The organism is Salinispora sp. H7-4 (genome assembly GCF_013416675.1).
GTDB lineage: Bacteria > Actinomycetota > Actinomycetes > Mycobacteriales > Micromonosporaceae > Micromonospora > Micromonospora vitiensis.
This window is the reverse complement of sequence record NZ_JABZED010000045.1, coordinates 21,172-34,113: the sequence shown is the minus strand read 5'-3', so window position 1 is coordinate 34,113 and position 12,942 is coordinate 21,172. Positions and strand designations below refer to the sequence as shown.

Sequence of the window (12,942 nt, the reverse complement as noted above, 5' to 3'; positions counted from 1 at the left end):
TCAGGCAGGTGCGGCCAGCACCTGACTGGCGAGCGTGGCGAGGTGCGCGGCGGTGGGAAGGTCGAAGCAGTCCAGCCAGAGCGCACGGCGGTACCACCAGTGCAGCGGATACTCCCAGGTCGCGCCGAGCCCTCCGGTTACTTGGAGGGCGGTCTCGCAGGCCCGCACCGCCGCCTCGCGGGCCGCGACCACGGCCGCGGCGTACGCCGGGCCCACCTCCGCCTCGTCGGCGTCACCGCGGTCGGCGGCACCCACCAACCACGCAGCCCGCAGCGACAGCGAGGTGGCCAGCTCGACCGCGACGTAGCTGTCGGCGAGTTGGTGCGCCACCGCCTGGTAGGCACCGATCGGGCGACCGAACTGCACCCGCTGCTCGGCGTGCCGTCGGGCCAGGTCCAGGGCCAGACGGGCCACCCCGACCGCCTCGCAGGCCAGCAGGGTGCCGCCGTGTCGGCGGGCGGCGGCCAGCACCTGGCGCCCGGTGTCGGCGGTCACCAACGGCTCGGCGGGTGTGCCGGCGAATCGCAGCCGAGCGGTGCGGCGCAGCCGGTCGAGGGTGGGCTGCGGGGTGACGGTCATGCCGTCGGCGGGCATCGCTACCGCGAACAGTGCGAGGCCGTCGGGGGTGTCCGCGGCGACCAGCACACCGGACACCTCAGCTACGTCGGTGACCAGACACCGGGTGCCGACCAGTCGCCAACCGCCGCCGTGGGCGGGAGCCGCCCGGCACCCGCCGTCGGTCCCGGCCTCGTCCTGCCAGGCCAGAGTGAGCGGTCCGGGTGGCATGGCGGCGCCGGCCGCGCGGTGCACGGGTTGGGCCAGCCCCACCGTGCTCCACCACGCGGTCGGGTGGAGGGCGTAGCCGTTCTCCTGGGCCAACAGTCCCTTCTCCACCATGCCCAACTCGGGGTCACACCAGCCCTGCCGGCGCAGCTCCGGCCAGGCGTCGGGATCCCCGGCGGCGGCGTCGGCGAGCGCCGCGATCCGGTCCGGTGGGTACCGGTCCGCGAGGTAGCGCGCGGCAGCAACCTGCAGGTCACGCTGCTCGTCGGTGAGGGCGAAGTCCATCCGAGAGTCCTTTCCGCCGCAGGGTCACCGGGTTCGGGGAAGGCCGAGGACACGCTCGGCGATGATGCCGCGCAGGATCTCCGACGTGCCGCCCTCGATTGAGTTGGCCCGACTGCGCAGCCGTAGGTGCTGCCAGTGGCCGGCGGCGGGGCTGTCCGGGCCGTCCAGGATTCCGGCCGGGCCCAGCAGCCGCAGCGCGAACGCCGCCAGCCGCTGGTTGGTCACCGACCAGTGCAGTTTGAGAATCGAACTCTCCGGCCCGGGCCTGCCGGTGCGGTTCAGCATGCTCATCGCCCGGTAGCCGGTCCAGCGCAGTCCCTGAAGGTGCACGTGCAGGTCGGCGATCTCGGCTCGGACCGTCGGATCGCCGGTGAGCCCGAGCTCGCGTACGGTCCGCACCAGCCGGCCGAACTCGACGCTGAGCCGGGCGGTCAGCGTGATGCCGAACGTGCCCCGTTCGTGTGCGAGTGTGGTCATCGCGATTTGCCAGCCCCCGCCGACCGGGCCGAGGACGCAGTCGGTCGGCACGAACGCGTCGGTGAGTACGATCTGGTTGAAGTCGCTGTCGCCGGTGTTCTGCCGCAGCGGTAGTACCTGGACGCCGGGCGAGCGCATGTCGACCAGCAGGCAGGTCAGCCCCGGGTGCCGTGCGGAGCCCGGTTGGGTACGGGCCAGCAGCAGACACCAGTCGGCATGGTGGGCATGTGACGACCAGACCTTCTCGCCGGTGACCCGCCAGCCACCGGCGGTGGCCACCGCCCGGGTGCGAACGGCGGCGAGGTCGGAGCCGGCGTCGGGCTCGGAGAACCCTTGGCAGAAGACCATCTCGCCGGAGAGGATGGGTTCCAGGAAGCGGATCTGCTGCTGCGGCGTGCCGTGCTCGACGATGGTCGGTCCGACCATCCCGAGGCCGATGACGTTGATGTGGTCCGGCGCCTCGGCGAGGGCACTCTCCTCGGCGTAGATGCCCTGGTAGGCGGGGGACAGGCCGCGTCCGCCGTAACGCGTCGGCCAGGTCAGTCCGGTGTAGCCGGCGGTGTGCAGCGCCTTCGTCCAGCCGGGTGTTGTTCCGGAGCCGTCCACGGCGAATCGGGGCACCTCGACGGCGAGCCAGGCCCGTAGCTCGGTGCGGAAGGCGGCCTGCTCTTCGGTGTCACGCAGGTCCATCTGCCCAGCCTTCCCGGGTGGCCTCGGTGCGGGCCGGGTCGGAGTAGGTGCGGTTACCGGGGCCGAAGTACCGTTCCCGCAGGGTGCTCTCCAGCGGGTCGTAGGCGGTGCGGAACAGGCCCCGTCGTTGCAGCTCGGGGATCAGCAGGTCGCAGATGTCGTCCACCCCGCCCGACGGGGGGCACGGGATGAGGTTGAACCCGTCCACGTCGGCGACCTCGAGCCACTGTTCCATCCGGTCGGCGACCTGCTCAGGAGTGCCGAACAGGGTCACCGGGGCATCGACCCGGGGCCGGCGGGGTCGGGAGACGAGGTACTTCACGTCGCGCACCGTCCAGGTTCGGTCCGGGGTCAGCCTGCGAAGGAAGCCGAGAAAGGAACGGCTGGCCTGGCTGCGGATCTCGTCGACCGGGCTGTCGTCGGGGAAGGCAGAGAGGTCGATGTCCATCCAGCCGCACCACTTGGCCAGCTGCCCCTCGCTGCTCCACAGCGTGTTGTACGCCTCGGCCCGAGCCTTCGCCTCCGCGCGGTCCCGGCCGACCATCACCATGGTTCCCTGCAACGCCTTCACCGCGCGTGGGTCCCGGCCGTGCCGGGCGGCGGTGGCGCGCAGGTCGGCCACCGGCTCGGCGCCCGTGGTGGGGTCGGCCAGGGTCAGGAAGACCACCTCGGCGTGCCGGGCGGCGAACTCGACCCCTCGCGGCGACGAGCCGGCCTGGTAGAGCACCGGGGTGCGTTGGGGTGACGGTTCGCACTGGTGCGGACCACGTACCGAGAACCACCGGCCGTGATGGTCGATCTCGTGGACCCGGGTCGGGTCGGTGAAGGTGTCGCGCTCGGCGTCCCGCACCACCGCATCGGCATCCCAGCTCTCCTCCCAGAGGGCCCGCGTCACCCGGACGTACTCGTCGGCGCGGTCGTAGCGCTCGTCGTGGTCCAGGTAGGCGCCGAGGCCGTTGGCGGTGGCCGAGCGCAGGTAGGAGGTGACGATGTTCCAGCCGACCCGGCCGCCGGTCAGGTGGTCCAGTGAGGAGAAGAGCCGGGCGCACTCGAATGGGGGGTGGTAGGTGGTGGAGTAGGTGACTGCGAAGCCGAGGTGCCGCGTGGTGGCTGCGAGCGCGGGCAGCAGCAGAGCCGGGTCGATCGAGGGAATCTGCACCGCGTGCCGTACCGCTGGCGCCCAGGACCCTCGGTACACGTCGTAGACGCCGTGGATGTCCGCGAAGAAGAGCGCGTCGACGCAGGCCGCTTCCAGCTGCCGGGCCCGCGCCATCCAGTACTCCAGCGAACGGTATCCGGTCGCCGTCCGGTCGCCCGCGACCCTCCACATGCCTTTGAACTGGGGTGCCGGAGAGCACTGGGTGAACACGTTCAGATGCATGCCCGGTTCCTCACATCCGTTCCGGCCGGTACCGGCGGCCACGCTGCCAGGTGAGGACACGCTACCGGCCCTAATGACAACATGCTACACCCAAGATACGACTCAAGCGCCTATGATGCTTCCTGTGCCCAAACTCAACGGCAGCACCCACGTCAATCTGACCGTGCGCGATCTGGACCGCAGCACCGAGTGGTACTGCCGGGTCATGGACTTCACCGTCGTTCGAGACGCCACGCCAGCCGAGTCCGGGTTCACCTTCCGGACGCTGGTGCACCGGCAGTCGCTGGCCGCCATCGTCCTCGGACAGGCCGCCGAGGCTGATCCGGAGCCCTTCGACGAGCGCCGGGTTGGCCTGCACCACCTCGGCTACCACGTGCCCGAGCGGATCGATCTCGACCGGTGGGCAGCGCACCTCGATGCCGTCGGAGCCGCCCACTCAGGTGTCCGCGAGCTGTTCCTGGAGGCCGGCTACGGCATCTGGTTGCGCGATCCGGACAACATCTGGCTGGAGTTCTACTGGCTGAACGCGGACTACTTCATGGACCGTCTACGCCAGCGGCGTCGAGCCGAGCGGACCGCCGCCGATCGGGCGAAGCCGGTGCGCGGATAGTGTTGACTGTAGGGTTTCGATAGATGCGACATACCGTACTGGTGGTGGATGCGGTCCGCCGCCGCGGACCGTGGCGCGGTCCACCGACCGCTGTGCCAGGCGGACGCCGGCCCCGACGACCTGGAGACTGACGTGGAAGAGATCCAGAACAGCGTCTACTGGTACGACACCGAGCCGGTCGAGGTGGGTGAGCCCCTCGACGGCGACGCGAGCTGTGACATCTGCATCATCGGCGGAGGCTATACCGGCCTCTGGGCGGCGCACTTCCTCGCCGAGGCCGAACCCTCAGCACGTATCCGGGTGCTGGAGAGCCACACGGTGGGCAGCGGTGCGTCCACCGCCAACGGCGGCTTCGTCGGGCTCACCGCCGGCAAGGTGCTGCGGCGGCTGCTGTGGTACTACGGCCGCGAAAAGGCCGCCGGGGTCTACCGCACCGGTGCCCGTTCGATTATCGACATCGGCCGGTTCTGCCGGCGGTACGACATCGACGCCGACTTCGCGATGAACGGCCTGCTCCAGGTGGTGACCGACCGCAAGCAGTTGGCCCGGCTCGAACTCCAGGTCAAGCGCAGCGAACGCACGGGCCTGCGCGGCTCGTTCAAGCTGATGGGCCATGCCGAGGCGCAGGAGCGGATCGGCTCCCCACAGGTGCTCGGCGCGCTGCGCACCACCGGTGCCCTGGTCAACCCGCACCGCCTGGTGCAGGGGCTGGCGCGGGTGGTGCGGGGCCAGGGCGTCGATATCCACGAGCACACCCCGGCCGTCGACGTACGCCGGGTGGGCAACGGATACCGGGTGAGTACCCCGACCGGAACTGTCACCGCGAACGAGGTGGTGCTGGCCACCAATGCCTGGCAGCACAGCTTTGGCCAGACGCACACCAAGGTGATGCCGGTGTGGAACTACCTGATGGTGACCGAGCCGCTGACCGATGCTCAGCTGGAGCGGGTGAACTGGCCGGGTCGGGAGGGCGTCAGCAACTCGCTGTCCTTCGCCCACGCGGCCCGGCTGACCTCCGACAACCGCGTGGTCTGGTCCGGTGGGCGGTGGTACTACTTCGCCGGCCGGGACACCGGGCGGGGACACATTCGCAATGCTGCCGCCTTCCGTGACCTACGGGAGTCCTTCGCCCGGTTCTTTCCGGCCTGGGATGATGTTCGGTTCAGCCATGCCTTCGGCGGGCCGATCGGTTGGAGCCGTACCTTCATCCCCCAGTTCGGCCGCGTGGCCGACGGTGTGGTCTACGGGCACGGATACACCGGCAACGGGCTCGCCCCGAGCCACACCGGCGGGAAGATCCTGCGCGACCTGGTGCTGCGTCGCGAGACCGAGTACACCGAGCTGGCCTTCGTCACGGTCAACCAGCCGAAGTTCGCCAAGGGGGCGATCGGCGACACGGGTGCGCACCTGTTCGTCTGGCGTCAGGAGACCGGTGACCGGCTGCCGCTGATGCTGCCGCACCAGGCGGCGCTGGCACCGCGGGCGTTCTTCGCGGGCCGGGCTGCGCGCAAGGCCCGGACACCGGTCGCTGACAGGTAGGGCCACCAACCGGGCGTGGGTGGGTCACTGCGGTGTGGCTGCGGCGGCCAGCACCCGACTCTCGCCGATCGCGAGGTCCCACAACGTGGCGGTGGGGCGGCCCGCGTCGGCCCAGGCCTCGCGGGCCAGCTCGACCGGGGCCAGCACCGGCTCGGCGGAGAGTGCGAAGGTGCCCCAGTGGATGGTCACCATCCACTCGGCGCCCAGGTCGCCGCAGGCCCGCACCGCTTCGGCCGGGTTCATGTGTAAGGGTTTCATGAACCATCGGGGGTGAAACGCGCCGACCGGCAGCAGCGCGATGTCGATGCCCGGGAACCGTGTCCCGATCTCGGCGAACGCCGACCCGTAGGCGGAGTCCCCGGCGAAGAACACCCGGCGGGTGGCCTGGCCGGACGCGGTCATCAGCCAGCCGCCCCACAGACTCTGACAGGTGTCGAAGATTCCCCGCCGGCTCCAGTGGTGCGCCGGGGTGAAGTCGAACCGCAGGCCGCCCACGGTCGCCGACTCCCACCAGTCCAGCTCGGTCACGGCCCGGAACCGCCGGGCCTGGAACCACCAGCCGAGCCCGGCCGGTACGAGTACCGGTGTGTCCCGAGGTAGCCGGCGGATGGTCGGCTCGTCCAGATGGTCGAAGTGGTTGTGGCTGATCACCACCGCGTCGATGCGCGGCAGGGCGGCCCACGGTAGCCCCGGCGGGGTGAACCGGCGGGGAGTGCCGGGGATCCGGTCCGACCACACCGGGTCGGTGAGTACCGTCCGGCCGCCGAGCTGTACCAGACAGGTGGCGTGGCCGATCCAGGTAACCGCGGTCTCCGTCGACGCCACCGCCGGTACGTCGGCGTCGTCGCGTACCGGCACCCGCGCTGTCCCGCCGCTGGGCCGGTTGCCCCGCTCACGCATCAGCCGTAGCACCGCGGCGGGCCTGGGCACCGGGTGGGTGAGCCGGTCGGCGAAGGTCTGGGGCCAGGTTCGCCCGGCCGGTGCCCCGGACAGTCGGGCGACGGCGCGATGAATGGCGCGGGGCCGGTACACGCTTCCTCCTCGAGTCGGAGCAGGCCGGCGACCCGTCGCGTACGACGAGTCGCTGGGTCGGCCGGGGACGGCTACCCGGGCCGGCGCGCGGTGAGCACCAGATAGCCCAGGCATCCCTCGGCGACCGCCTGCAGGTCCAGTACCGCGTTGCTGACCTGGCGCAGCACCCGCGGCCCGTACGTTCCGGCCAGCCGCTCGCGTTCGCGCTCCACGGCGTCCCGGGTGGTCTGGAACGACCGGCGGATGTACGGGGTGGCGTCGAGGGTCTCCTCGAGGGCGAAACCAGCGGCACGTACCTGGTCGAGGTAGGCGGCGGCGGCCGGTGGGGTGGACATCGGCATCGCCGACCAGATGCGTGCGTGCTCGGCTGACATCGGCCGGGTGAGGGTCAGCTCGGCCAGCACCAGCCGGCCTCCCGGTCTGACTACCCGATGGGCAGCGGCGAGAGCGGCGGCCTTGTCGGGCACGTGCACCAGCACCTCCAGCGCCAGCGCCGCGTCGAAATAGGCGTCGGGGAAGGGCAGTGCGGTGGCGTCCGCCCGGGCGAATCGTGTCCGCTCGTGAATCCCCTCCTTGGCCGCCAGCTCCGTCGCGCGCGTGACCTGCGCCCCGCTCACCGTGACCCCGGTGACGGTGGCGCCGGTGACCCGGGCGATCCGGCGTGCCGGGCCGCCGGTGCCGCAGCCGATGTCGAGAACGCGGTGACCGGCGTGCACCGCCAGCCGGCGGGCGAGTTCGTCGTTGAGTCGTTCCTGCGCCTGCGGCATCGGGGTGTTGTCGTGCTCGTCGGGCCAGAACCCGTAGTGCAGGTTGTCGCCGTAGACGGCCTCCAGGAAGGTGCCCATCAGGTCGTAGAACGTGCCGACCGCCTGCGCTCTCGCCGCCGGGTCCTCGCTCACCGTTCGGGCTCCTCGCTGCCGTGGTCTGTCTACCCCACAGCCTAACGGCAACACAACAAACACAACACCGTTCAGTGGTGGCGTATCTAGGTTGTCGGTGAGCTGTTCGTTAGGGTGTCAGTCAAACCCCACACCGACCTCCACCACAGAACGGACGGTGTACCGACCATGAGCAACTCTGCCAAGGTGCTGGATCGAGCGGATCGTATCGCCGAGGAGGTGCTGTTTCCGGCGGCGGAGACGGTCGACGCCGCCGACACGGTCCCGACCGCCCACCTCGATCTGCTCGCCGAGGAGGGCTTCTATGGGCTTGCCGGACCGCCTGCCTTCAGTGTCGTGTCCGCTGAGGACACCGCCACCGCCGCCCGGGCCCTCGAATTCGTCGCCAGTGGCTGCCTCACCACCGCCTTCGTCTGGGCCCAGCACCACAGCGCGGTGATGGCGGCGAACCGAAGCCAACGGCCCGGTATCACGCAGCAGTGGCTGGAGCCGCTGTGCCGGGGCGTGCGCCGGGCCGGCCTGGCCATCGCCGCTACCCGGCCCGGTCCGGCGTCGGTCCGCGCCGAGGCGGTCGACGGGGGGTACGTGCTGCACGGCGTCGCTCCCTGGGTGACCGGCTGGGGCCTGGTCGACGTCCTGCTGACCGCTGCCCGGGACGCGTCGGACACGCTGGTCTGGACCCTGATCGACGCCGCCGAAAGCGACACCCTGACGGTTACCCCGATCGACATGGTGGCAGTGGCCGCGAGCCGGACGGTGCAGGTCACCTTCACCGGGCACTTCGTCCCCGAAGAGCGGGTCACCGGTACCGTTCCGCACGAGGTTTACCTGCGAAACGACGCGGCGACGCTGCGCTTCAACGGATCGCTTCCGCTGGGCGTGGCGACCCGCTGCGCCCGGCTGATGGGTACCAGCCCGCTTGATGCGGCCGTCGATGCGTGTCGGGCGACCCTCGACAACGCCGGGCCCGAGCAACTGCCCTCCGCCCGGGCTGCGGCGTCGGCGCTCGCGCTGCGGGCTGCCGGACTCTGCGCCACCACCACGGGTAGCGCGGCCGTGCTGTGGAACCAGCCCGCCGAGCGGCTCATGCGGGAGGCGCTGTTCCTGCTGGTCTTCGGTAGCCGGCCAGCCATCCGGGCGGACCTGCTTGGCCGGCTGCACGCGTCCTGACCCGGTACCATCGCGCCCGCGGCGTGTCCCGGCCGCGGCGTGGCCGCCCCGCCGCGCGACGGGCCGCGGCCGGAGTGGCCGTCGGTCAGTGACCCGCCAGTGCCCCGGCGACGGCGGTGGCGACCGCCCCCACCCCGGCGGGATCGGTCACCGCGAAGTGGTCTCCCGGAACGCCGCGACGGCTGGCCCACCGGCGCTCGGGCAGGCGGTCCCGCAGGGGCACCAGGTAGCCGCCGGCAGCGCCGCCCAACCCGCCGTCGGCTTCCAGTAGGTGCAGGGTGAGCCCCGGGACGTCCGGCACGTCGTAGCGCACCAGAGCCCGGGTGTGCGCGGCGAAGACGCCAAACAGCCGTACGGCCGTGTCGAGGTCGAGCGAGGCCAGCTCCGCCCGCGGGGTCACCGTCGTGCGCCAGACCTGGCGCAGTGCCTCCTCGGCGCTCACCCGCGGATCCACCGAAACGTCCCGGGTGACCTCCCCACGGGTGACGTCGGTGAGGAACGCCCGGACCAACTCGCCGGCCGTGGGTTCGCCGCCCGCGGCGGGCCCCACCCACGGATCGATGAGGACTGCCACGCAGTTCCGACCGTCCTCGGTGAGCAGCCGTCCCATCTCGTACGCGAGTACGGCACCGAGGGACCAGCCGACCAACCGCACGGGGCCCGCTGCGGACAGCACCGGTAGCAGGTCCGCGAGGTGCTGCCGGGCCAGCCCGGTCAGGGTCGGCGGTGCCAGGGAGCTGCTGACCAGTGCCGGTGCGGCGACACCGAGCAGGGACCAGTCGGCCCGCAACAGATCCACCAACCCCCGGTAGCAGAGCAGGTCACCGCCGACCGGGTGAATCAGCACCACCGGCGGACCGTCGCCCGGCGCGAGTTCCTGCACGACGCCCGAAGCCGGGCGTCCGGCGTCGAGTAGCCGGCCGAGCTCGGCCACCGTGCTGTGCTGGTACAGGGCGGCTAACGGCAGCCGGGAACCGAACTCCCGTTCCACCCGGTTCATCAGCTGCGCGGCCTGCAAGGAACTACCGCCCAGGGCGAAGAATCCATCGTCCACGCCGATGCTGGGCTGGTCGAGCAGGCTGGACCAGAGGGCGACCAACTGGTGCTCGGTGGGCGTGCGGGCGGCCTGGAAAGCCCCGGCGGCCGGGGCGAGACCCGCGGCGGCGGCGGTCAGCGCGGCCCGGTTGACCTTGCCGTTGGCGGTCAGCGGAAGCGTCTCGCGGATCTCGATGGCCGGCGGAACCAGGTAGCCGGGCAGTGTCGCCCCCAGCCCGTCGCGCAGCGTGTCAGCAAAGCCGGGGATGGCCGCGGGGCAGACGACGAAGGCCACCAGCGACGCGCCGCGTTCGTCCCGGCGGGCGACCACCACCGCGTCGTCGACCCCGGGCTGGTCGACCAGGGCGGCCTCGATCTCACCCAGTTCCACCCGGAAGCCGTTGATCTTCACCTGCGGGTCGTCCCGGCCGAGGAACTCGATCACCCCGTCCGGCCAGTACCGACCGAGGTCACCGGTGCGGTAGAGCCGATCGCCGGTGACCGGATGGTTGACGAACGACGCGGCAGTCAACTCCGGGGCGTCCAGATAGCCCTCGGCCAGGCCCCGGCCGGCGATGTACAGCTCGCCGGGAACCCAGTCGGGGCGGTCGGCCAGCCGCCGATCCAGAACGTGGAAGCGCTGGTTCCGCATCGGCCAGCCGTACGGCACACTGGCCCAGTCCCTCGGCGGCCGGGTCGGCACGTCGTACCAGTTGGACCAGATCGACGCCTCGGTGGCACCACCCAACGCGACGCATCGCGCGGCGGGGGCGATCTCGGCGAGATCCCGGCCCAACGGTAGCGGCACCCAGTCCCCACTGACCATCGCCAGCCGCAGGTCGGTAGGCCGTGCGCGGCCCGGTACCGACCGGACGAAGTCGACGAACATCGCCAGATAGGCGGGCACGGAGTTCCACACGGTCACCTTCGCCCGGCTGGCCAACTCGTGTAGGTGGACGACCTCCCGGGCCTGGTCGGCGTCCGGCACGACCACCGCCCCGCCGACGGCGAGTAGACCGAACACGTCGTAGACCGACAGGTCGAAGGTGAACTCGGAGACCGCCAGGACCCGGTCGGCGGCGGTGACACCAAACCGGTCGTTGACGTCCACGATGGTGTTGACGGCACCCTGGTGCCGGATCATCACGCCCTTGGGCCGGCCGGTGGTGCCGGAGGTGAAGATGACGTACGCCAACGCCTCCGGGTCGTCCACCGCCTCGGCGTCCGGTAGATCGCCGGCCGGCAGCTCGTCCAGGCGCAGCCGGGTGGCGTCGTCGGGAGCGCCGGCCAGGCCGTCGTCGGCGGCCGACAGCACCGCGCGGACCGTCGCCCCGGTCAGGACCTGTGCGCGTCTGGGCGGCGGCCACCCAGGAGAGACCGGCACGTACGCCGCGCCGGCCATCAGCACGCCGAGCTGGGCGGCGATCTGGTCGACGCCCCGCTCCACGACCACCGCCACCAGGTCACCCCGGCCGTGCCCGGCAGCGCGCAGCGCGGCGGCGACGGCGCCGGCGTGGGCCCGCAGCTGACCGTACGTGGTGTGACCGATTCCGGTGATGATGGCGGTGGCATCCGGCTCACGCCGCGCCTGTGCCAGGAACATCCCGTGCAGGGTGTGCGGGGCGACCTCGGCGGCGGTGTCGTTGACCCGAGCCCGCACGGCGAGCTGTCCGTCCGGGGTCAGCCCGGCACCACGAGTCTCGCCCCACGCGGAGTCATCGGTGGCCAACGCGACCAGCAGTCGTTGGTACGCGGCGAACATGTCGTCGACCAGCCCCGGTGGGTAGAGACCGTCGGCGGTGTCCCAGCTGACCACCAGCTCGCCGGCCCGCATGTAGACCTGGTGGTCGAAGGCGACCTGTGGGGTCCGTACCAGGGACTCCAGCCGCCGCCAGCCGAGCAGCTCCAGAAAGACCGGGTCGGTATCCGAGCCGATGCCGAGCATGCTGGTGAACACCACCGGCATCCGCGCGCCGTTGACCGTGCCGGAGCGCCGGTTCAGCTCACGGATCACCGCCACTCCGCCGAACGCGGCGTGGGCGAAGTCCCGCCCCATCCGGCCGCGCAGCGTCGTCGCGTCCGCCGTGAAGTCCGCCTGGTCGGAGGCGGGAGAGCACTCCAGCAACAGAGTGCTGGCGAAGCTGCCGATCAGGTGGGACACATCCGGGTGCAGCTCCTGCCGCTCGCCGTACATCACGTTGATGGTGAAGCGCTCGTGTCGGCTCCAGTGCCGCAGCACCCGGGCGAAGGCGGCGGCCACTGCCATCGTCGGGGTCAGCCGGCGTCGCCGCAGTGCCGTGTTCAACGCCGCGGTCCGCTCGGTCGTCAGGGCGAAGGTGCGCCGCACCAGCGGGCCGTCGTGCCGCCCACCGCGGCGCAGCGGCAGCTCGGGAGCGTCGGGCAGGTCGTCGATCCGGTCCAGCCAGTAACTCCGGGCCCGCGCGTGCTTCGGGCTGTCGTGGCGCTCCTCGAGCTGCCGGCGATACTCGGCGTAGGTGAATTCCAGCGGCGGCAGCGTACCGCCGGCCAGCAGGGTCCGCAGCTCCTGGGCGAAGACCTCGCCGGACTGGCCGTCGAAGACCATCAGCCGGCCGGCCATCTGCACCCGGAACTCGCCGTCGAGTTCCCACACCACCATCGTGAAGGCGGCCGGGCCGGACAGCGGCGGGCCGGCGGACCACAGCTGGTGCCGGCTCTCGGCCAGCAGCTGCGCGCACCGCTGCGGCGCCTCGCCGCGCAGCGGGCGCACCGTCACCGGCGACGGCGGGTCGTCCAGGATCCGTACCCGGCCGGCGTCGTCCATCGCGCACCGCAGCATCGGGTGCCGGCGGATCAGGGTCCGCACCGCCGCCGTGAACGTGTCAGTGTCGAACGGTGGGCAGGCGTACTCCTCGTAGAACAGCGCCGGACCACCGAGCTGGAAGTCGCCCAGCTCGCCGATCAGGTACGCCTGCTGCAGATCGCTGAGGCCAAAGCTGTCGCGGACGGCGGTGAGCTGGTCCATCGTGCTCCTCGGACGGACGGGTGTGGGGTCACCGGGC

General features: G+C 71.5%; 9 protein-coding genes. 3 read left to right on the top strand and 6 right to left on the bottom strand.

The window, feature by feature from the left end; all coding sequences use genetic code 11:
* From H0524_RS17850 to H0524_RS17840, 3 genes are read right to left on the bottom strand one after another with little or no spacing between them, the layout of a single operon-like run.
* Positions 1-1,068, bottom strand: coding sequence for an acyl-CoA dehydrogenase family protein (locus H0524_RS17850; RefSeq protein WP_180199678.1), 1,068 nt, complete (start codon positions 1,066-1,068; stop codon positions 1-3).
* A 24-nt stretch (positions 1,069-1,092) separates the two neighbouring features.
* Positions 1,093-2,235, bottom strand: coding sequence for an acyl-CoA dehydrogenase family protein (locus tag H0524_RS17845; protein ID WP_180199677.1), 1,143 nt, complete (start codon positions 2,233-2,235; stop codon positions 1,093-1,095).
* Complete coding sequence (locus tag H0524_RS17840; RefSeq protein WP_180199676.1) at positions 2,222-3,616, bottom strand: LLM class flavin-dependent oxidoreductase; 1,395 nt, start codon at positions 3,614-3,616, stop codon at positions 2,222-2,224. The genes H0524_RS17845 and H0524_RS17840 overlap by 14 nt, the downstream gene beginning before the upstream one ends.
* 115 nt (positions 3,617-3,731) lie before the next feature.
* Between H0524_RS17840 and H0524_RS17835 the strand changes: the two genes are divergently transcribed.
* Both H0524_RS17835 and H0524_RS17830 read left to right on the top strand, forming a co-directional pair.
* Positions 3,732-4,226 carry a VOC family protein gene (locus H0524_RS17835; protein WP_255436049.1) on the top strand — a complete coding sequence of 165 codons (495 nt, stop codon included), beginning with the start codon at positions 3,732-3,734 and terminating at the stop codon, positions 4,224-4,226.
* Between the two features lie 48 nt (positions 4,227-4,274).
* Positions 4,275-5,765 (top strand): FAD-binding oxidoreductase, encoded by a 1,491-nt coding sequence (locus tag H0524_RS17830; RefSeq protein WP_180199674.1) that lies wholly within the window; start codon positions 4,275-4,277, stop codon positions 5,763-5,765.
* Between the two features lie 24 nt (positions 5,766-5,789).
* Here the strand turns inward: H0524_RS17830 and H0524_RS17825 are convergent, their stop codons facing one another.
* Together H0524_RS17825 and H0524_RS17820 are read right to left on the bottom strand one after the other, a co-directional pair.
* Positions 5,790-6,797, bottom strand: a complete 1,008-nt coding sequence (locus tag H0524_RS17825) for an MBL fold metallo-hydrolase (protein WP_180199673.1) — start codon at positions 6,795-6,797, stop codon at positions 5,790-5,792.
* A 71-nt stretch (positions 6,798-6,868) separates the two neighbouring features.
* Positions 6,869-7,696: a methyltransferase domain-containing protein gene (locus H0524_RS17820; protein ID WP_180199672.1), complete on the bottom strand. Its 828-nt coding sequence runs from the start codon at positions 7,694-7,696 to the stop codon at positions 6,869-6,871.
* 168 nt (positions 7,697-7,864) lie between these two features.
* Between H0524_RS17820 and H0524_RS17815 the strand changes: the two genes are divergently transcribed.
* The gene (locus H0524_RS17815) at positions 7,865-8,866 is read left to right on the top strand and encodes an acyl-CoA dehydrogenase family protein (protein ID WP_180199671.1); all 1,002 of its coding nucleotides are present in this window, start codon (positions 7,865-7,867) and stop codon (positions 8,864-8,866) included.
* Between the two features lie 85 nt (positions 8,867-8,951).
* On the opposite strand, the gene H0524_RS17810 is transcribed toward H0524_RS17815, so the two are convergent.
* Positions 8,952-12,905 carry a non-ribosomal peptide synthetase gene (locus tag H0524_RS17810; RefSeq protein ID WP_180199670.1) on the bottom strand — a complete coding sequence of 1,318 codons (3,954 nt, stop codon included), beginning with the start codon at positions 12,903-12,905 and terminating at the stop codon, positions 8,952-8,954.
* Positions 12,906-12,942: the final 37 nt, after the last annotated feature.